The 18,503-nt window shown below is 65.4% G+C and carries 20 protein-coding genes; 13 read left to right on the forward strand and 7 right to left on the reverse strand.

Going from position 1 to position 18,503, the window contains the following annotated elements; translation table 11 throughout:
* Nucleotides 1–157 precede the first annotated feature (157 nt).
* From cmtR to D9V34_RS09705, 3 genes are all read left to right on the forward strand, one after another.
* Nucleotides 158–571 carry a Cd(II)/Pb(II)-sensing metalloregulatory transcriptional regulator CmtR gene (gene cmtR, locus D9V34_RS09695; RefSeq protein WP_121688638.1) on the forward strand — a complete coding sequence of 138 codons (414 nt, stop codon included), beginning with the start codon at nt 158–160 and terminating at the stop codon, nt 569–571.
* Complete coding sequence (locus D9V34_RS09700; protein WP_425454450.1) at nt 571–2,535, forward strand: heavy metal translocating P-type ATPase; 1,965 nt, start codon at nt 571–573, stop codon at nt 2,533–2,535. The genes cmtR and D9V34_RS09700 overlap by 1 nt, the downstream gene beginning before the upstream one ends.
* Before the next feature lie 164 nt (nt 2,536–2,699).
* Complete coding sequence (locus D9V34_RS09705; RefSeq protein WP_121688639.1) at nt 2,700–3,260, forward strand: HdeD family acid-resistance protein; 561 nt, start codon at nt 2,700–2,702, stop codon at nt 3,258–3,260.
* Nucleotides 3,261–3,333: 73 nt separating this feature from the next.
* On the opposite strand, the gene D9V34_RS09710 is transcribed toward D9V34_RS09705, so the two are convergent.
* Nucleotides 3,334–4,101, reverse strand: a complete 768-nt coding sequence (locus tag D9V34_RS09710) for an SDR family oxidoreductase (RefSeq protein ID WP_121688640.1) — start codon at nt 4,099–4,101, stop codon at nt 3,334–3,336.
* A gap of 203 nt (nt 4,102–4,304) precedes the next feature.
* Here D9V34_RS09710 and D9V34_RS09715 point away from each other — a divergent pair, with 203 nt between their 5' ends.
* The 4 genes from D9V34_RS09715 to D9V34_RS09730 all read left to right on the forward strand — a co-directional run bounded on the left by D9V34_RS09715 (nt 4,305) and on the right by D9V34_RS09730 (nt 7,210).
* Complete coding sequence (locus D9V34_RS09715) at nt 4,305–4,775, forward strand: NfeD family protein (protein WP_121688641.1); 471 nt, start codon at nt 4,305–4,307, stop codon at nt 4,773–4,775.
* Nucleotides 4,776–4,818: 43 nt separating this feature from the next.
* Nucleotides 4,819–5,832: an SPFH domain-containing protein gene (locus D9V34_RS09720; protein WP_121688642.1), complete on the forward strand. Its 1,014-nt coding sequence runs from the start codon at nt 4,819–4,821 to the stop codon at nt 5,830–5,832.
* A 37-nt stretch (nt 5,833–5,869) separates the two neighbouring features.
* On the forward strand, nt 5,870–6,625 hold the full coding sequence (locus D9V34_RS09725) for a glycerophosphodiester phosphodiesterase family protein (protein ID WP_183091938.1): 756 nt from the start codon (nt 5,870–5,872) through the stop codon (nt 6,623–6,625).
* A gap of 219 nt (nt 6,626–6,844) precedes the next feature.
* Complete coding sequence (locus D9V34_RS09730; protein WP_030143556.1) at nt 6,845–7,210, forward strand: RNA polymerase-binding protein RbpA; 366 nt, start codon at nt 6,845–6,847, stop codon at nt 7,208–7,210.
* Between the two features lie 80 nt (nt 7,211–7,290).
* On the opposite strand, the gene D9V34_RS18140 is transcribed toward D9V34_RS09730, so the two are convergent.
* From D9V34_RS18140 to D9V34_RS09750, 4 genes are all read right to left on the reverse strand, one after another.
* Complete coding sequence (locus tag D9V34_RS18140) at nt 7,291–7,854, reverse strand: type II toxin-antitoxin system PemK/MazF family toxin (RefSeq protein ID WP_245991988.1); 564 nt, start codon at nt 7,852–7,854, stop codon at nt 7,291–7,293.
* A 223-nt stretch (nt 7,855–8,077) separates the two neighbouring features.
* Entirely contained in the window at nt 8,078–9,337 is a 1,260-nt protein-coding gene (locus D9V34_RS09740; RefSeq protein ID WP_121688644.1) for an ammonium transporter, read from the reverse strand.
* Between the two features lie 172 nt (nt 9,338–9,509).
* Nucleotides 9,510–10,541, reverse strand: a complete 1,032-nt coding sequence (locus D9V34_RS09745) for an NADP-dependent oxidoreductase (RefSeq protein WP_121688645.1) — start codon at nt 10,539–10,541, stop codon at nt 9,510–9,512.
* A gap of 10 nt (nt 10,542–10,551) precedes the next feature.
* On the reverse strand, nt 10,552–10,944 hold the full coding sequence (locus D9V34_RS09750) for a DUF1304 domain-containing protein (protein WP_121688646.1): 393 nt from the start codon (nt 10,942–10,944) through the stop codon (nt 10,552–10,554).
* A gap of 87 nt (nt 10,945–11,031) precedes the next feature.
* On the opposite strand from D9V34_RS09750, the gene D9V34_RS09755 reads away from it, so the two are divergent.
* A complete protein-coding gene (locus D9V34_RS09755; protein WP_121688647.1) occupies nt 11,032–11,616 on the forward strand; it encodes a TetR/AcrR family transcriptional regulator in 585 nt (194 codons plus the stop codon).
* A gap of 29 nt (nt 11,617–11,645) precedes the next feature.
* Here D9V34_RS09755 and zapE read toward each other — a convergent pair whose 3' ends face one another.
* Nucleotides 11,646–12,695: a cell division protein ZapE gene (gene zapE / locus D9V34_RS09760; RefSeq protein WP_121688648.1), complete on the reverse strand. Its 1,050-nt coding sequence runs from the start codon at nt 12,693–12,695 to the stop codon at nt 11,646–11,648.
* 195 nt (nt 12,696–12,890) lie between these two features.
* Between zapE and D9V34_RS09765 the strand changes: the two genes are divergently transcribed.
* The 3 genes from D9V34_RS09765 (at nt 12,891) to D9V34_RS09775 (ending at nt 15,069) form a co-directional block, all read left to right on the forward strand.
* Nucleotides 12,891–13,814, forward strand: coding sequence for a sulfurtransferase (locus tag D9V34_RS09765; protein WP_121688649.1), 924 nt, complete (start codon nt 12,891–12,893; stop codon nt 13,812–13,814).
* A 99-nt stretch (nt 13,815–13,913) separates the two neighbouring features.
* On the forward strand, nt 13,914–14,357 hold the full coding sequence (locus D9V34_RS09770) for a SufE family protein (protein ID WP_121688650.1): 444 nt from the start codon (nt 13,914–13,916) through the stop codon (nt 14,355–14,357).
* Nucleotides 14,350–15,069 carry a dihydrofolate reductase family protein gene (locus tag D9V34_RS09775; RefSeq protein ID WP_121688651.1) on the forward strand — a complete coding sequence of 240 codons (720 nt, stop codon included), beginning with the start codon at nt 14,350–14,352 and terminating at the stop codon, nt 15,067–15,069. The genes D9V34_RS09770 and D9V34_RS09775 overlap by 8 nt, the downstream gene beginning before the upstream one ends.
* A 138-nt stretch (nt 15,070–15,207) precedes the next feature.
* On the opposite strand, the gene D9V34_RS09780 is transcribed toward D9V34_RS09775, so the two are convergent.
* Nucleotides 15,208–16,398, reverse strand: coding sequence for an alpha/beta hydrolase family protein (locus tag D9V34_RS09780; RefSeq protein ID WP_121688652.1), 1,191 nt, complete (start codon nt 16,396–16,398; stop codon nt 15,208–15,210).
* A 25-nt stretch (nt 16,399–16,423) separates the two neighbouring features.
* Between D9V34_RS09780 and D9V34_RS09785 the strand changes: the two genes are divergently transcribed.
* Together D9V34_RS09785 and D9V34_RS09790 are read left to right on the forward strand one after the other, a co-directional pair.
* Nucleotides 16,424–17,041: a DUF3000 domain-containing protein gene (locus D9V34_RS09785; RefSeq protein ID WP_121688653.1), complete on the forward strand. Its 618-nt coding sequence runs from the start codon at nt 16,424–16,426 to the stop codon at nt 17,039–17,041.
* A 208-nt stretch (nt 17,042–17,249) separates the two neighbouring features.
* On the forward strand, nt 17,250–18,473 hold the full coding sequence (locus tag D9V34_RS09790) for an HRDC domain-containing protein (RefSeq protein WP_425454451.1): 1,224 nt from the start codon (nt 17,250–17,252) through the stop codon (nt 18,471–18,473).
* Nucleotides 18,474–18,503 lie beyond the last annotated feature (30 nt).

Here is an 18,503-nt window from a genome sequence, read left to right on the forward strand (position 1 = left end):
CCGCCGGCGGGCCAACCTCTATTCTCTCGTACGTTACCGATCCGACACGATCCCGCCACTCCTGGCCTGAGGATTGGGGGACAACTTCGTCGCCTCGGAAACCTGTGGAGGAGGGATTACCCTTGGCATATGTCAGTGTTCGCTGTATAGTCAGTGCATGCTGACATTAGCCTCCCGTCTCGACGTCATGAATCGGCTCGGCCGCGCCATGGCCGACGCCACCCGCTCCCGCATCCTGCTTGAACTCATGACCGGGCCCGGATATACGGGCAAACTCGCGACGGATCTGGACCTGACGCGCACCAATGTCTCCAACCATCTCGCCTGTTTGCGTGGATGCGGCATCGTGGTGGCGGTCCCCGAGGGTCGATCGACGCGGTATGAAATCTCCGACCCGCACATCACCCGGGCGATCGAATCGCTGCTCGGAGTGGTGCTCGCCGTGGATGATGGGGCGCCCTGCGTGAACACCTCCTGCACCGAACCCGGTTGCTGCCCGGATGCCGCAGTCGATGGCGACACTAGTGGTCAAGCCGACAACGCCATCGACCGCGCGAGGGAGCGGAGCTAGTGGCCGACGCATGCTGTGGACCCGCCGAGGCACCGATCGCCGCCGGACCCGAGCGGGAGGGTGCCGATCACACCGCCCCCGTAGTGCGCGAGGCGCTGACTCCCTGGTGGCGGGATGCCGGTGTCCTGATCCCCGCGGCCTCGGGGGTATTTCTCATGGTGGGTGCCGGCGTCTCGGCGCTCGGATTCCCGGTGGCCGCACTGGTGATCCAGGCGGTGTCGCTTGCGCTGGGGGCGTGGACCTTCATCCCTGGCGCGCTGCGCAAGCTGTGGCGCGGGCACCTCACCGTGGGACTGCTCATGACCATCGCCGCAGTGGGCGCGGTACTTCTTGGTCACGTGGCCGAGGCCGCGGCCCTGGCCTTCCTCTTTTCCCTGGCCGAGGCGCTCGAAGACCGGGCGATGGATCGTGCGCGCCACGGTCTGGGTGCCCTCCTCGATTTGATTCCCACCGAGGTGCGGGTGCTGCGTGACGGCCACGAGCGTGTCGTTGCCGGCGCGGATGTGCGGATCGGTGACGTGTTGCTGGTTGCCGCGGGGGAGCGGGTTGCCACCGACGGCATCGTGACCGCGGGACGCGGCGGGGTAGACCTCTCGGCCATTACCGGTGAATCGATCCCGGTCTCGGTGGCGCCGGGTGACCCGATTGCGGCCGGGGCGATCAACGGCTCGGCGAGCCTGCGCATTACCGCCACGGCCGATGGCCGAAACAACTCCCTGACCGATATCGTCGCGCTGGTGAGTGCGGCTCAGGATCGCAAGGGGGAGTGGGCGCGCCGTGCCGATCGAATCGCGCGGCCGCTGGTCCCCGCCGTTCTGATCCTCTCGGCCCTCGTGGTGATTTTTGGCTTCCTGGTGGGAGATCCGGGATTCTGGACCGAACGCGCCCTGGTTGTCCTGGTAGCGGCGTCGCCCTGTGCGCTGGCGATCGCGGTTCCGGTCACCGTGATTTCGGCGATCGGTTCGGCCAGTCGATTTGGTGTCATCGTCAAATCCGGCGCGGCATTTGAACGCCTCGGGGCCGTGCGACGGGTGGTGTTTGATAAGACCGGCACGCTCACACGCAACGTCCCCGAGGTGGTCGCAGTCGAGAGCGCGGATGCTGGATCATCCGATGCCGCGTTGATCGCGGCCGCGGCGCTGGAGATGCGGAGCACGCACCCGCTCGCACGGGCAATTGTGGCCGCCGTGCCCACCGGACAGCTCCCGGTGGCACAGGACGTGACCGAGGAGGCTGGGCGGGGACTTGCGGGGCTGGTGGATGGCGTGCGTGTGCGCGTCGGCAGCGCTCGGTGGCTGCTCGATGCGGAGGGCGACGGTGGGCTGGTGAGCGCTGCCGAACGCCTGGCTTCGGTAGGAATGACCGTCGTTGTGATCGAGCTGGACGGGCGAGCGTCGACGGTGATCGGTATTCGTGACGAACTTCGACCCGAGGCGGGGGAGACGGTGGCGACTCTGCGTGCCCAGGGGATCGAGGTGGCGCTGCTGACGGGCGATTCAGCCCGCACGGCCGAGGCGCTCGCGCACACCGCGGGCATTGCCGAGGTGCATCATGAGCAGCTGCCCACCGACAAGGCGCGGGTGATCGAGCAATATCGGCGTACGGCAACCACTGCGATGATCGGGGACGGCATCAACGACGCCCCGGCGCTGGCCACCGCGGATGTGGGGATCGCGATGGGGCAGACGGGGTCGGCCGCCGCGCTGGAATCCGCCGATATCGCCTTCGTGGGCACGGACCTGCGGCAGCTCCCGCGGGCGATCGCCCATGCGCGCCGCGGACTCCGGATCATGACCGGGAACATTGTGCTTGCGCTGGCGATCATCGTGGTGCTGGTTCCGCTGGCGCTGTGGGGCGTCCTGGGACTGGCCGGGGTGGTGCTGGTGCATGAAGTCGCCGAGGTGATCGTGATCCTCAATGGCGTTCGTGCCGCCCGGATTCCCCGGCGGATGGTGGGAAGCTAGTCGCCACAGGAGAGGGCCACAAACCGGTTACTTGACATAATGTACATTATCGGCGCAATGAATGAATTGCGATTCGGGCACAAACCTGTGGTCCCATAGCTGAATAACGAGCGTCTGCGTCAGAATGGACGTACCGGTACCGGTGTGATCGAAGGGGAAAGATCATGAGTGATCGACTAGTGATTGACAGTAGACAGCTGCGCGACTCGGCGGTCAACGGAATTCGTGTGGGGCTCGGCGTTACCGGCATTGTTGCCGTTCTGGTGGGAATCCTGATTCTGGCGCAGCCCGGATCCGCGCTGATTGCCGTGGGCTGGCTCTTTGGGCTGTATTTCATTGTGGCTGGCGTGATGCGCCTAATTGCCGCGGCGCTGGCCACCGACTCGGATACCGTGTATCGCATCTCCAGCGGGATCCTCGGCTTGCTTCTGGTGGCCGGCGGCATCTATACGCTGGAAAATCCGGTCTTTGGCGCGACCATTCTGGCGACGGTGATCGGCATCACCTGGATTATCGAGGGCATCGCCGCACTGACCGGGCGCAGCAACGACCGCGCCAAATGGTTTGGCATTCTTTATGGGATTCTGAGCATTGTGGCCGGTGTGATGGTGCTGTTTATCCCACTCAGCACCGCCGCTATTCTGCTGGTTATTGCCGCGGCATTCCTGGTTGTCGGCGGCATCCTGCAGATTATTCAGGCGTTTATGTTTGGGCGCCACGGGTAATCCCACCCGTGGCCACTCCCCCAAAACCACAAAAATCCCGCATTCACTACGAATGCGGGATTTTTGTTACGTTTTATTCGCCGGAACCGAAGCTGCCGGTGTCCCCGACCAGGCGGGTGTTGTCGGCGGGCACGGTCTCGACTGCGGCCAGGGCCACCTCGGCGGCGAACTCGGCCACGTTGTAGAGCTTGCCGGCCTGCTCGCGGCGCTCGGCGATGGCACCGGGGTTCAGTCGGTCCAGCAGGGTTGCGGTGATGGTGCCCTCGATCATGTCGCCGGAAACCACCACGAAACCGATTCCGGCCTCGGCGAGGGCTGGGATCTGCTCGCGCAGGGCGTCTTCACCGGCGCGCTTGGACAGCGCGACGGGCTCATACTCGGGCATGGTCGGGGTCTGGCGGATGAAGTGCGCCTGGTGGCTGGTCACGAACACCACGCGCGAACCCTCGCCCAGGAGCGACTTGGCGCTCTCCAGGACGTTGAGCTGTGCGTCACGGTTGAGCAGCAGGGCGTAGTTTTCGGCCATGCCGGACTCCATGCCGCCCGAGGCGTTCAGGACCAGGATGTCCAGCGAGCCGTACTCGGCGCGAATCGTGTCCATCATGTCCGCCACCGAGGCGGGATCGGTCAGGTCGGCACCCACGGTGATCGCGGTACCGCCGGCGGCGCGAATCTGCTCGGCCAGCTTGATCGCCCGTGCCTCCTTATTGCGGAAGTTGATCACGACGCGGGCGCCGGCCTCGGCAAAGTAGCGAACGGTGTCCGCGCCGACCCCGCGAGAGGAACCGGTGACGAGGACGTTTTTGCCGGCGAGGCTGCCCGGGGCGAGGATTTCAGACACTGTGTGATGCTCCTTGAAGGGTGCGGAAAGGACGAGGTGGGCAAAGTGGCCCAGCGACGATTCTAGCAAGACCGCCCCATCCCACCCGCGGCATAGAGACACAAAGTGCGAACGATCCGCCCTTTTTCTCCGGAATTGACCCGTCGAACTGGTAGGTTTGCTGCAAGAGTTTTCGCCCACATCCTGAAAGGAATTGGACGACCATGGAGATGATTACCCCGTATATCTGGATCGCGTGGCTTGCGCTGATCCTGATCTTCATCATCATCGAGATGCTGACCCTGGAATTCACCTTCCTCATGTTGGCCATCGGTAGCTTTGTTGGGCTGCTGAGTGGCATTCTGCGGGTGGAATGGTGGGGCCAGATCATCATTGCCGGCATTGCCGGCATGCTGCTGATTCTGCTGGTGCGCCCTCCCCTCCTGCGTGCCCTCCAGCGCGGCGGTGACCCAACCAAGAGCAATATGGATGCCGTGGTTGGTCAGGGTGGCGTGGTTTTGGAAACCGTGAGCGCGGGGACGGGGCTGGTCAAGCTTTCCAACGGGGAAACCTGGACCGCACGCACCGTAGCCGATGGTCCCGGTACCGCGCTGGAACCCGGCACGGTGATTTCCGTAGCTCTGATCGAGGGTGCCACCGCTCTGGTGCGCCCCGACGCGACTCCCCCCGTCTAGGTCTCGTCACAACGGCGAACCAACACAGAACAAGAGGAACATCGTGAACGACGACGTATCAATTGGTGCCGTAATCGGCATCATCGCCCTGGTTGCGCTGGTGATCTTTGTCCTGGTGGTGATCGCTCGCGCGGTCCGCATCATCCCCCAGGCAAGTTCGGGCGTGGTGGAGCGGCTGGGCCGCTACCACAAGACCCTGCAGCCGGGACTGAACATCCTGGTCCCCTTTATCGACCGCCTGCGTCCGCTGATTGACATGCGCGAGCAGGTTGTCTCCTTCCCGCCGCAGCCGGTGATCACCGAGGATAACCTGGTTGTGTCAATCGACACCGTGGTCTATTTCCAGGTCACCGACGCCCGTGCCGCCACCTATGAAATCGCCAACTACCTGGGCGCGGTGGAGCAGCTCACCACCACGACCCTGCGTAACGTGGTGGGTGGTCTGAACCTCGAGGAGGCGCTGACTAGCCGCGACAACATCAACGGCCAGCTGCGTATCGTTCTGGATGAGGCCACCGGCAAGTGGGGCATCCGCGTGGGACGCGTGGAGCTCAAGGCCATCGATCCGCCCCTGTCGATCCAGGACTCGATGGAGAAGCAGATGCGCGCCGAGCGTGACAAGCGTGCGGCGATTCTGACCGCCGAGGGTACCAAGCAGTCGGCGATCCTCGAGGCCGAGGGTCTGCGTCAGTCGGAGATTCTGCGTGCCGAGGGTGACGCCCAGGCCGCTGTGCTGCGTGCAAACGGTGAGGCCGAGGCGATCAAGACCGTGTTCGCCTCGATCCATGCCGGAAATCCCGACAACAAGCTGCTGGCCTACCAGTACCTCCAGACGCTGCCCAAGCTCGCGGATGGTTCGGCCAATAAGCTGTGGATCGTGCCGTCCGAACTCACCGAGGCCCTCAAGGGTATCGGCGGCGCCTTTACCCCCAAGGGTGATGCCACCCCCACCCCCAGCGCACCCGGTGCCGCGACTCCGGTCGCGGGCGTGGATGTCGAGGGTATCGCCGCGGCCCTGGGATACACCAAGCAGAACCCCGCGTCGAGTGGTGAGTAGCAACTCCCCCGCGTTTTTTGAAACGGCCAGTCCGCGCGTGTTTGCACACCGCGGCCTGGCCGTTTCGGCGCGTGTGAATGAAAATACGCTGGCCGCGTTCTCGGCGGCGGTGGCCGCCGGTGCGACGCATCTGGAAACGGATATTCGGGTGAGTGCGGACGGGATCGCGATCCTGCACCACGATCCAACCTTCGAGCAGGCGGGTCGGCAGATTCCGGTTGCCTCACTCCCCCTGGATCGCCTGCGCGACCCGGCGATCGGCCCCGGAGAATCACTCACGACGCTCGCCGAACTTCTGGCGGCATTCCCGAGCATCCCGATCAATGTTGACCTGAAGTCGGCGGACGCGGTGGACCCGGCGGTGGAGGTCATCCTTCGGGCAGACGCCCGGTCCCGGATCCTGCTGACCTCGTTTTCCGAGCGTACTCGGCGGAGGGCGATGAGGAGGCTCGGTCCGGTGGCAAGCTCCCCCGGACGCTGGGCCGGGATTGTGCTGATCCTTGCCCATTGGATACGACTCCGCCCGATTTTTCGCCGACTGGCCACCCGCACCGAGGCCGTGCAGTTTCCCGAGAAATACGGTCCGTTCCCCGCGATGACCCCGGCCCTGATCGCCCGATTACGCGACGTCGGGGTCGAATCCCACGTGTGGACAATCAACAATCCGGCCGATATTCGACGGCTTATTCTGGCCGGTGTGGATGGTGTCATCACCGATCGCTGTGATCTTGCCGTGAGTGTGATCGAGGATTTGCGCGCCGAGGGATTCTGTCCCTCGAACGAGGTACATTAATGTGAGCGCTTACACCGGGTGATGAGATTTTCCATCGGCCGGGAATTTGTGGCCCGTGACCGGTTGTTTTATCTGACCCGTGCACTGGGTCATTCTTTTTGTGTCCAAGCCCTGTTGCGCGGTAGCCGGGGCCGGTATGGTGTGGGGAACCGATCCACGCTCATAGTTTTTTCAGGCTAGACCGGTATAAATGGCAAGCACGCGAGAGGAGACCACACAATGGCGGATCGCAGTTTGCGCGGAATGCGCCTCGGGGCACAGAGCCTACAGAGCGAAGAGGGTGTTGTGTTCTCAGACCGGGAACGTTACATCTACCTATGTCCTAAGTGCGGCCATGAGACCGCACTGGTCTTTGCGGCCGACGCCGAAGCACCCGACACCTGGGAGTGCCGTAACTGCGGCGAGGCCGCGGTGCTGATGGTGGGGACCGAACCGATCGAGCTCGAGCCGAGCGAGGAAAAGCAGGCGCGTACCCACTGGGACATGCTGCTGGAGCGTCGCACGCGCGAAGAGCTTCAGGTCCTGCTGGACGAACGACTCGACTACCTCCGCGCCCGGCGCGGACAGAAAAAGGTGGGCGCCTAGCCCACAGGTTCACCGGATTTGTGGGGATGCCCGTAGGGGCATCCCCATCCTTCGTTTAACCTCCGGTGTGCAACGCCCAGTTAGCGCCAGCCGTAACGCTTACTCAGGGCGGCGGTCACCTGTTCAAAGGTCTTACGGTCCAGGCCCGATGCTTCCCGCCGCATGCCACCGGGACGGAGTCGGAAGACCCGATCGAGGTTTGCCCAGCTCGGACGCCCCTGGGAATCCCAGGGACCGGCACCGATGGGGACAAAGTCGCTCTGACCCGCATGGGGTTTGGAGGTGAGGGCAATGGCCAACACGTCGGATCCCTGGAGTCGGGCGACCACTAGAACCGGACGATCCTTGCCGCGTCCATCGTTCTCCTCAAACGGGACCCAGGTCCAGACAATCTCTCCCGGATCGGCGTCACCGTCGCGGCTCGGTGCATAGGTCATGGTGACGGATCCCACCCGGCGCGGGTCCACCCCGCGGGTGGCCGCGGGTCCGCTCTGTCCGGGACTGGGCGTCTCCCCCGGTCTCGAGCCCCCGGAGGGCTTTCCCGGGGCACCGGGGCGGCCGGCACCGCCGGGACGGCTGGTGGGACGACTTGGGCCGGTCAGGGCCGACAGCAGGTCACGCAGGATCCTCAGGAACGTGTTCACGCTCCTACGCTAGTGCACGCCGTCGCCGAGCTGCCAGGCTTCAAGCTGGGTGTCGCATACGGACAAAACGAACCGGATGTGCGGGTGCACATCCGGTTCGTTTGGGAAAAGAGTTGTGCCAGGCCCTCCCCTTGAAGACCTGGCACAAACCGGGGATCCGATATTCGGATGGGAGTTTCGCGTCGGGCCCTCCCCTTGAAGACCCGACGCGAGCTTGGGAAACCTAGAGGCTGTGCTCGGAGGTTGCGGTGGATACCGGGGTAAGGGCGTAGCCGTCCTCGCCGTGTACCACGCTGTCGACGCCGGCGATCTCGTCCTCGTTGGTGACGCGGAAGCCCATGGTCTTCTGGATGACCCAGCCGATGACGTAGGCGGCCACGAAGGAGTAGATCAGGACCGCGAAGACCGCGATGGTCTGGACCACCAGCTGGCGGAAGTCGCCGCCCACAAACAGGCCGGTGCCGGTGGCGAAGAAGCCGAGGTACAGGGTTCCGATCAGACCACCCACGAGGTGGATACCCACCACGTCGAGCGAGTCGTCAAAGCCGAGGACAAACTTGAGCTCGATGGCCACGGCGCAGACCGCACCGGTCAGGACTCCGAGGACCAGGGCCCAACCCGGGGTCAGGTTGGCGCAGGCAGGGGTGATGGCAACCAGGCCGGCGACGGCGCCGGAGGCGGCACCCACTGAGGTGGGCTTTCCGTGACGGATCTTCTCGATGATCAGCCAGCCGATGATGGCCGCGGCGGTGGCGCCCAGCGTGTTGATCGTGATCAGGCCGACGTTCTTCAGGCCGTTGAGCCACTCGGCACCGGCGTTGAATCCGAACCAGCCGAACCACAGCAGCGAGGCACCGATCAGGGTCAGCGGCACGTTGTGGGGCTTCTGGATGCCGGGCTTGAAGCCGACTCGCTTGCCCAGGATCAGGGCGAGGGCCAGGGCTGCGGCACCGGCGTTGATGTGCACGTCGGTACCACCGGCGTAGTCGATGACCTCGATGCCGGCGTCCTTACCAAACAGCGCGGTGCCGAGGTTCTGGATCCAGCCGCCGCCCCAGATCCAGGCGGTGACCGGGAAGTAGACCACGGTTGCCCAGATTCCGGCAAACACCATCCAGGCACCGAAGCGTGCCCGGTCCGCGATCGCTCCCGAGATCAGGGCCACGGTGATGATGGCAAACGTGGCGCCGAAGGCCACCCCGATCAGGTTTTCGTTGGCGTGCGGTGCCGAGGCGAGTCCGCTCAGCCCAAAGTCGTTGAGCGGGTTACCGGCGAACTGGCTCGGGTTGTCGACATGGGTCATGTTGTAGCCGTAGAGGATCCAGAGTCCGCCGATCAGGCCCATCGAGCCGAAGCTCAGCATGAGCATGCTGACGACGCTGCTGATCTTGACAAGGCCGCCGTAGAAGAAGGCGACGCCGGGGGTCATCAGCAGCACCAGTGCGGTGGCGACGAGTCCCCAGGCGAGAGATCCGGTATCCATAAGCTTTTCCTAACCGTCTGGGCCTCCATCGGGAGTAGAGGCCGTTGCGATTAGTTTGGCGAGAAGTTATTTCCAAAACCGGCAGGATCTGATTTCCAAAATGTTACAGGGCGGCGGCATCGGTAAACAGAATGTTTCGTACCCGATGCCGCCGCCCCATGGGAAGCGCGAATTACGCGTCTACGCGGACCACCATCTTGCCCACGTTCTTGCCGGCGAGCAGGTCGATGAAGGCCTGCGGGGTGTTCTCGATGCCCTCGACGACGGTCTCGTCGTAGGCGATCTTGCCGGCGGCGAACCACTCCCCCATAGCCTTGGCAAACTCGGGGGCCACGGCCACATGCTCGCCGATGGTGAAGCCGCGCAGGCGCAGGCTCTGGGTAATCAGGCGGCTCATGTTACGCGGCCCCACCTTGGGCGTGGTGACGTTGTACTCGGAGCTGGCGCCACACAGTGCGATCCGTCCACCGCGGTGCAGGGCACCGATTGCGGCCTCGAGGTGCTCACCACCGACGTTGTCGAAGTACACGTCGATCCCGTCCGGGGCGACCTCGGCCAGCTGCTCGGCAACCGGCGCCGCGTCGTTGTAGTTAAAGGCGGCGTCGTAGCCGTAGCGCTCGGTGAGCATCGCAACCTTCGCATCGGTTCCGGCCGAGCCCACCACGCGTGAGGCGCCCATCAGGCGAGCGATCTGACCCGCGGCGGTACCCACGGCCCCGGCTGCACCGGAGATGAAGACCACATCGCCGGGCTTGATCTCGGCAATATCACGCAGCCCCACAAAGGCGGTCAGCCCGGTCATACCCAGGATGCCCAGGGAGGTGGACAGCGGAACGCCGGGAATCTCGGCGGCCCGACGGAAAGTGGTCGCGGGTCCCTGGGCGACCGAACGCCAGCCCTGGTCGTGACTGACCGCGGTGCCCACGGGCAACTCGGGGGCGTTTGAAGCGACCACGTGGCCGACGGCACCGCCGGTCAGGGCCGCATCCAGCTCAAACGGCGCGACGTAGGACTCACCCAGGTTCATCCGTCCACGCATATAGGGATCAACCGAGACAAACCGGTTGAGCACCCGAACCTCGCCCTCGGCCAGCTCGGGCAGGGTGCGCTCCACGCGTCGGAAGGTGTCCGGGGTGGGCCACCCCTCGGGGCGCTCGGCGAGGTGGAATTCGACGGTGGTTTCGGGAATCGGTGTGGTGTTCATAAATACAGCCTTAGCGTGTTGCGAGTGCGACAAAGAGGAAGATCAGGCCCAGCAGCGGCAGGGTTCCCTGCGTGATCGCCGCGCGAGCCTTGGTGTGGTCGGAGAGCAGGAGGACCAGTGCGGCGGCAAACATCGGAGCGATGCCGGCAATGATCAGGGTCAGTCCGATCGTCTCAGTCCCGGCGATAACCAGGATCAGACCGATAAGCGATGTGATCGCCAGAAACAGGTTGTAGAAGCCCTGGTTGAACGCGAGGGGCTTGGTGATTTCGGCCACCTCGGCACTCTCGATCCCGAAGGTCTTGCGGGTGCTCGGGGCGGTCCAGCGCACCGACTCCATCACGAAGATGTAGCAGTGCAGCACGGCGGCCAGGGTCGCGAATACGAGTCCGGCAACAAGCATTTGGGGGTTCCTCACGTTAGATAACAGGGGGTCTGGAAACTAGCGTACAATAGATTCTGAACCGATCGTTGCAGAATGTGAGAAAACATGGCCCGCTCCCGAGAATTTGATACCGCCACCGTGGTGCGTGCGGCCCGCGACCTGTTCTGGGCGGTCGGCTATGACGTCGCCTCGATCAGCGATTTAGAATCGGCGACCGGCCTGTCTCGGTCGAGTCTGTATCAGGCATTCGGCAATAAGCGTGGCCTGTTTGACGCGGCACTGCAGGACTATCTCGATGAGATCGTCGAACCACGGCTCGTGCATCTCACCGACGGAAGTCCTGACGGGGTCCGCCGCTATCTGAGCGACATGGCCGCGTCGCTGGCGGCGCTGGAACCCGGGGACCCGCGGTTCGGGTGCATGATTGTGCGCGCCGGGGCAGGAATCGGCTCGCGAGACACCGATGCGGCCGCCGTGGTCGCGGGCTATCGTCGCCGCGTCGAGGGCTCAATCCTCGCCGCTCTCCGCGTGGACGCGCCCTCCTCCACAGACCAGGCGCGGCTGACTCATCGAGCGACGGTGATCACCGGACTGATCGTGAGCACACTCCTGTTGGCTCCGGTGGACCTGGACGGCGCGCTGGCACTGCTGGAGGCGGCGATCATCGAGGCGGCACCGCCGGTCGAATAGCACCGGGGGCCTCGGTGGGGCCCGATGGACTACTCGGCCGGCGTGGCCGCGTGGGTCAGTGCGATCATGCGGGAGATCGCTCGCTGGTACTTCTTGCGGTAGCCACCCTCAAGCATCCCATCACCAAAGATCTGATCCAGCGCGATGCCGGAGGCCACAATCGGCACCTGGGCGTCGTATACCCGGTCGATGAAGGCCACGATCTGGAGGGCGCGAGTCTGATCGGTGAGCTCGTGGACATCGCGAATGCCCAGCCGGGACAGACCGGTAATCAGTCCCGCATAGCGCGAGGGATGGACCGTCTGCAGGTGGTTCAGCAGCGCATCAAACGTGTCATCCGATACCTCGGCGTCCACCGGCAGGCCGGCGGTCAGCGCGGTGTCGAAGTTCGCCGGGTCGGTCACGATGCAGGATCCGCTCACCGCGCGGCGACGGTAGTCGGTTCCGTCGATACGCAGGGTGCGGAAGTGCGCGGACATCGCCTGGATCTCACGCAGGAAGTCGGCCGCGGCGAAGCGGCCCTCCCCCAGTGCGCCGGGCGGGGTGTTTGAGGTGGCCGCGATCCGGGTCCCCGAGGCCACAAGCTCTCCCAGCAGGCGGGTCATTAGCATCGTGTCACCCGGATCATCGAGCTCAAACTCGTCGATGCAGATCAGCGTGGCACCGGTGAGTGCCTGTACCGCCTGCTGATATCCGAGGGCCCCCACCAGCGAGGTGTACTCGATGAAGGTGCCAAAATACTTGCGCGGACCCGGCGCCCGGTGCCAGAGCGAGGCGAGCAGGTGGGTTTTTCCCACACCGAATCCACCGTCGAGGTAGATGCCCGGCTGCACGGTCGGTGCCTTCTTTTTACGTCCGAAGAATCCTCCCGAGCGCTGCACACCCCAGGCGTCGGCAAACTCGGTCAGGATCGTGACGGCCTCGGCCTGACTGGGATAGTCGGCATCGGGACGATAGTTCTCAAACGACGCCTGCGCGAACTGCGGGGGCGGGGTGAGCCCGGCGATAATGGCCTGCGCGTCGCTGCGCGGGGTGCGTTCGGTCAGGCTGATGCGACGCTGCGTGGGGGCTGCGGTCATGTGGGGGCTACCTCGTGTGTCGGATTCTTTCGCCACCCTGATGACAAGCCGCAAAAAGGTGCGTACATTCAAAGGTGGGGCGTCGGCTCCTAGCCTAGTCCCACGAGGCTCGTGCCCGTGGGGTGTCGGCTGTGAACCCGCCCCATCAGCCACCATCCGGACCGGCGATTGCCGGTGCAACCCGAGGGGAACCCCGTGACATTCGCCTTTGATACCTCCGATCCCAAGTTTGCCGACTACGCTCACCCGGGCAAACTCGTCTCGACCTCCTGGCTGGCCGATCGCCTCGGCGAACCGGGCCTCGTGGTGGTGGAATCCGATGAGGACGTGCTGCTCTACGCGGTTGGTCACATTCCCGGCGCCGTCAAGGTGGATTGGCACACCGAGCTCAACGATCCGGTCGTGCGCGACTACATTGATGGCGAGGGCTTTGCCGAACTCCTGTCGGCCAAGGGCATCTCGCGTGATGACACCGTGGTGATCTACGGCGATAAGAGTAACTGGTGGGCCGCCTACGCTCTGTGGGTGTTCACGCTGTTTGGTCACCCCGATGTGCGTCTGCTGGATGGCGGACGGGACAAGTGGATCGCCGAGGGCCGCGAGATCACCACCGACACCCCGGAGCGTATTGCCACCCGCTATCCGGTCATCGAACGTGATGATCGCACCGAGCGCGCATTCCGAGACGACGTGATCGACCACCTGGGCAACCCACTGATCGACATCCGCTCCCCACAGGAGTACACCGGCGAACGCGTCACCCACCCCGACTACCCGGAGGAGGGTGTGCTGCGTGGCGGCCACATCCCCACCGCGCACAACGTCCCCTGGGCTCGGGCGGTGGCGGCCGATGGGGGCTACCTCACCCGTGAGGAGCTCGAGGCGATCTACCGGGGTGAGCTCGGCCTGGCGCCCACCGAATCGGTCATCACCTACTGCCGCATTGGGGAGCGCTCCAGCCACACCTGGTTCGCGCTGCGCTACCTGCTGGGATTCCAGGCGGTCCGCAACTACGACGGTTCCTGGACCGAATGGGGCAACGCCGTCCGGGTTCCGATCGTTCAGGGCACCGAGCGTGGCACCCGCCCGGAGCGTGGAAACCGCGCATCCGCCCACTAGGAACCGGATGTGTGTAGGGCCGCGGGGAATTTCCCGCGGCCCTTCACTCTGGGCGAAATCCACGGCCAGCCGCACCAGAGGCTGGCATAATGGGGTCCCATGACCGATAACGCGCTGCCCGCCGCGCTCGCCGAGATCAGCGAGGACTTCCTCGACCTTGACGAAAACTCGCGGCTTGAACTGCTGCTCGACTTTTCCCGCGAACTTCCCGAGCTGCCCGCCCGCTACAGCGACCACCCCGAGGAGCTGGAGCGCGTGGCCGAATGCCAATCCCCCGTGTTTATTCGGGTGGAACTGGATGATTACGGGCTGGTGCAGCTCTTTGCGACCGCACCCCAGGAGGCGCCGACCACGCGCGGCTTTGCCAGCATCCTGGTCCAGGGACTCTCGGGATTGAGCGTCGAGGAGGCACTGGCCGTTCCCTCGGACTACTCGCAGCGGCTGGGACTGGCCCGCGCCGTCTCCCCGCTTCGACTGGCCGGGATGACCGGAATGATTCGTCGTGCCCAGCGTCAGATTCGACTGCTGGCCGGGCATGAGTAGTCTGACCGAGCTCCTCCCCGCCAGCGGAGAGAGCATCGATCCCGCGCTGCCCGAGGCACGCGAGTGGATCGCCGAACGCTATGCGCTCGCCGGAGAGTCCTGGACCGCGGTGAACATGATCACCACCATGAACGGCTCAGCCGCCGGCGAGGACGGCACCAGCGACACGATCTCCAACCGGGTGGATCGCACAATTCTCAGCGTTATCCGCGACCAGGCCGACGCGGTCCTGGTGGGCGCGCAGAGTCTGCGTGCCGAGGGCTATACGATTCCACGTCGGGCGGCCCTCGCCGTGCTGACCCGCAGCGGCGATCTGGGCGATGTGCCCGATAATGAGGGTGCCCGGGATCGGCTGATCGTGCTGTGCCCGCGCGCCTCGGTCCCCAAGGTCACCGCCCGGATGGATGGTCGGGTACGCGCGGTGATCGGCATCGAGGCCGCCGATCCGTCCCCCGCTCAGATCCTGGCAACCCTGGCCGACCACGGACTGAAGCGGGTGATCTGCGAGGGTGGTCCAACCGTGACCGGCAGCTTCCTGGCCGCCGGGGCGATCGATGAGATCTTCCTGACCGCGGCACCCAGCGTGGTCCTGCCGCCGCAGCCGGTGTTTGGCCAAACCGAGCACCTGGTGACCCGCTACACCCTACACGGCCTGATGCTGGACGATGAGGGCACCCTCTACCAGCGCTTCCGTCCACGCACCGCGGAGTAGCACGGCCACACAGGCTGTTGGCCGAGCAGCGGTTGGCCGGGCGACGGTTGGCAGGGCGACGGTTGGCCGAGTGAGCCCAGGCCGAGTGTTCGGCCGAACGAAACGACCCGGTGGGAAATCCCACCGGGTCGTTTCGGATCAGGCCTGTGTGGACGGATCGTGCTGAGCCTCGAGCCACTCATGCACCAGGCGCTCCCAGCGATCCCGGTCGAAGTTCCATAGCTTGGTGTGCCGGGCCACGCTGAATTCCTCCAGCGTGACAATGTCCGGGCGCTCGATTGCCAGGGCCTGTGAGGCCTCGGCGGGCACCACGTCGTCATCCACACTGTGCAGGATCAGGGTGGGGATGCGCAACTCGTCGGCACGGGCGACCAGATTCATCCGGTCAATGCGGACAGGCTCACCCAGCCCGGTGATTCGCGACGCCCATCCGGCACCGAGCAGGTGCACGGCGATATCCCGAACCGGCCGGGGCAGTCGACGCTCACGCGCCTGGAAGGCCAGAACCTCGGCCCAGTCGATCACCGGGGAATCCAGCAGCAGCGCGGAGATCTCGGCACCGTGCTCGCCATTCAGCACGGTCTGTAACGAGACCGCGCCACCCATCGACCATCCCATCAGCACGATGCGCGCGGCCGATCGGGCGCGAACCCAGCCCAGGGCCGCATCCACATCGTGCCATTCGGTCAGGCCCAGCCCGTAACGGCCATCGGCGCTGGCGGGGGCATCGCCGTCATTGCGGTAGGACAGCAGGAGCACGTTGTACCCGGCGGCCTGGGCGGTGGGAACCACGCGCAGGCCCTCGCCGCGACGGGTGCCCCGGCCGTGCACCACCACCAGCCAGGGTGCGTTCTCCTCCTCCACCGGGAACAGCCAGGCGGGCGCCACGCCGTTCTCCACCGGAATGTGGACGTTTTCCCAATGCTCGGCCACGGTGGTGGGGTCGGCCTCGACCCAGGCGGTGAAGCGTCCGCCACCGTGCCCCACCAGGCCACGCAGGTTCTGCGCGGGCAGTTCACGGGTGACCGTATGCTCCCCCACCGCCAGCACCTCACCGATGCGTACCAGGCGCTCGGGACGGCCGTACCAGATGCCGTACTGTCCGGGCAGGACCGTGAAGTCGGTGCGGGAGAGCACGATGGTGCCCTCTATCTCGTTGATTCCCAGGACCTGGGTGTCGGGCGCATCAGGTCCCGGAGGCGTCACCACCTCGCGGGCCAGGATCGCCGAAACCGTGGCGATTCCGGCCGCCACGACGGCGGTGGTGGCGGCGAGAGCCGCCGCAGGCAGGATTAACGCGCGAGCTCCGGCGCGGCGTGAAGAATTCATAGCCAACTAACTCTAGTCTGCAATCGTGACTGATTCGGTAACGGACGGACTCGCACCGGCTGACTTTCTCCGGGCACGCGACGCCATCCGAAGTGTGATCCTACGCCCCGAACTGCGGGTCCACGAGATTACCGCACCGGAGCGTCTTGCGCCGTACGCTCTGGCCTTGGCTGCCGACGTGATTCCTCCCGAACTCGGGCGTGCACACGCTCCGCACACGGCGGACTCGGAGCATGGCGCCGGCCGGTTTGTCCTCCTCTACGACCCCGCGGCCCCCGAGGCCTGGGGCGGCGTCTTTCGGGTGATCTGTTTCGCCCAGGCACCGCTCGAGCCCGAACTGGGTGTCGACCCATTTATGGCCGGTGTCGCCTGGTCCTGGTTGATGGATGCGCTGGAGTCTCGCGACGCCCAATTTGGCGCGGCGAGCGGCACCGCCACTAAGGTAATATCAACGGGTTTTGGCGAGCTCGCCCGTGCCGGAGACGGCACACAGCTTGAGCTGCGCGCGTCCTGGTCGCCCAGTAATGCCGAAATCGGCGCCCATGTCGAAGGCTGGGGCGACCTGCTGTGTCTCCTCGCGGGCCTTCCCCCGACTGAAGAAGGAGTGACCATGATCGGTCGCCGCAGAGGCCCCCGTGCCTGAGCGCCGCAGACGAGCATCGGCTCCCGCAGGAAACACCGCACCGTCCGCCACTTCGAGCGAGCCCGTCTCCGCCGACACCGTCGAGGTCGAACAGGCGTCCTCCGGATCTGCGTCGCGCACCCGGTCCCGACGTGCGTCGGCCCCGGCCGGCGCTGCCGCGCAGGCACCCGTGGTGTCGGTGAGTGCCACGGCCGCGGCCGCCCAGGCGCTGGCTCAGAGCGACGGTGCCCCCGCGGGTACCGTGCGCAAGGTCATCGACACCCCGCGCGCCTACGCTGCGTCCCTCGAACTGCTGGCGGCCGGTCACGGCCCAGTGGCCGTAGACGCCGAGCGTGCTTCGGGCTACCGCTACTCCCAGCGGGCCTACCTGATCCAGGTCTTCCGCCGGGGATCGGGGATGTTCCTCTACGACCCGATCGCGCTGGGCTCAATGCATGAGCTCCAGGCCGTGATCGGGGACGCCGAATGGGTGCTGCACGCCGCAAGCCAGGACCTCCCCTGCCTGCGCGAGGTGGGCCTGGATCCACGTGAGATTTTTGACACCGAGCTGGCCGCCCGACTGCTCGGCATGCCGCGGGTAGGTCTGGGCGCCGTGGTGGAGTCCCTGCTGGGTATTCACCTGGCCAAGGAACACTCGGCCGCCGACTGGTCCACCCGTCCGCTCCCCCAGTCCTGGCTGGAATATGCGGCCCTGGATGTGGAGCTCCTGGTGGATCTGCGTGACGAGGTTGAAAAGCTGTTGATCGAGGCCGATAAGACCGAGATAGCCCGGCAGGAATTTGCCGCCGAGCTGGCCAAGCCCGCGCCCGCGCCCAAGGTGGACCCGTGGCGCAAGCTGTCGGGTGCCCCAAGCGCGCGCAACCGGCAGATCCTCGCCGTGGCCCGCGAACTGTGGGTCGCCCGCGACACCCTCGCGCGTCGGCGGGATGTGGCCCCGGGACGCCTGGTCCCCGATGCCGCCCTGCAGGCGGCGGTCAAGGCCAACCCCAAGACCCGAGCCCAGCTCGCCGGCATGCGAGCCTTCACTGGCCGTGCCAGCCGGACCGAGCTGAACACGTGGTGGGAGGCCATCGAGCGCGGCCAGCACGAGACTGAGCTGCCGCCGCTGCGCATTCACACCGATACCCTTCCGCCGATCCGGGCCTGGGCCGAAAAGAACCCCGAGGCACACCACCGCCTGCGGGTGACCCGCCCGCGGGTGCAGGCGCATGCCGAAGAGATTCTGATGCCGGTGGAGAACCTGCTGACTCCGGAATTACTGCGTCGAGTGGCCTGGCAGCCGCCGACCGAGCTGACCGCCGAGGCGGTCGGCGCGGCCCTCGCCGAGCTCGGGGCACGCCCCTGGCAGGTTGAGGAAACCTCACAGCTAATCGCCGATGCGTTTGTAGAAGCCCCCCAAATTGTGTTGGAAGACGACGGCGCGGTTTCGTAGGAAGCATCAAAGGGGTAGCTGAGCGCCCGA

It is taken from the genome of Mycetocola lacteus (genome assembly GCF_003667575.1).
GTDB lineage: Bacteria > Actinomycetota > Actinomycetes > Actinomycetales > Microbacteriaceae > Mycetocola > Mycetocola lacteus.

Coding starts and splice junctions, on each gene's coding strand:
- cmtR (WP_121688638.1), top strand. CDS start 158: ATGCTGACATTAGCCTCCCGTCTCGACGTCATGAATCGGCTCGGCCGC.
- D9V34_RS09705 (WP_121688639.1), top strand. CDS start 2,700: ATGAGTGATCGACTAGTGATTGACAGTAGACAGCTGCGCGACTCGGCG.
- D9V34_RS09715 (WP_121688641.1), top strand. CDS start 4,305: ATGGAGATGATTACCCCGTATATCTGGATCGCGTGGCTTGCGCTGATC.
- D9V34_RS09730 (WP_030143556.1), top strand. CDS start 6,845: ATGGCGGATCGCAGTTTGCGCGGAATGCGCCTCGGGGCACAGAGCCTA.
- D9V34_RS09740 (WP_121688644.1), bottom strand. CDS start 9,337: ATGGATACCGGATCTCTCGCCTGGGGACTCGTCGCCACCGCACTGGTG.
- D9V34_RS09745 (WP_121688645.1), bottom strand. CDS start 10,541: ATGAACACCACACCGATTCCCGAAACCACCGTCGAATTCCACCTCGCC.
- D9V34_RS09750 (WP_121688646.1), bottom strand. CDS start 10,944: ATGCTTGTTGCCGGACTCGTATTCGCGACCCTGGCCGCCGTGCTGCAC.
- D9V34_RS09755 (WP_121688647.1), top strand. CDS start 11,032: ATGGCCCGCTCCCGAGAATTTGATACCGCCACCGTGGTGCGTGCGGCC.
- zapE (WP_121688648.1), bottom strand. CDS start 12,695: ATGACCGCAGCCCCCACGCAGCGTCGCATCAGCCTGACCGAACGCACC.
- D9V34_RS09770 (WP_121688650.1), top strand. CDS start 13,914: ATGACCGATAACGCGCTGCCCGCCGCGCTCGCCGAGATCAGCGAGGAC.
- D9V34_RS09775 (WP_121688651.1), top strand. CDS start 14,350: ATGAGTAGTCTGACCGAGCTCCTCCCCGCCAGCGGAGAGAGCATCGAT.
- D9V34_RS09780 (WP_121688652.1), bottom strand. CDS start 16,398: ATGAATTCTTCACGCCGCGCCGGAGCTCGCGCGTTAATCCTGCCTGCG.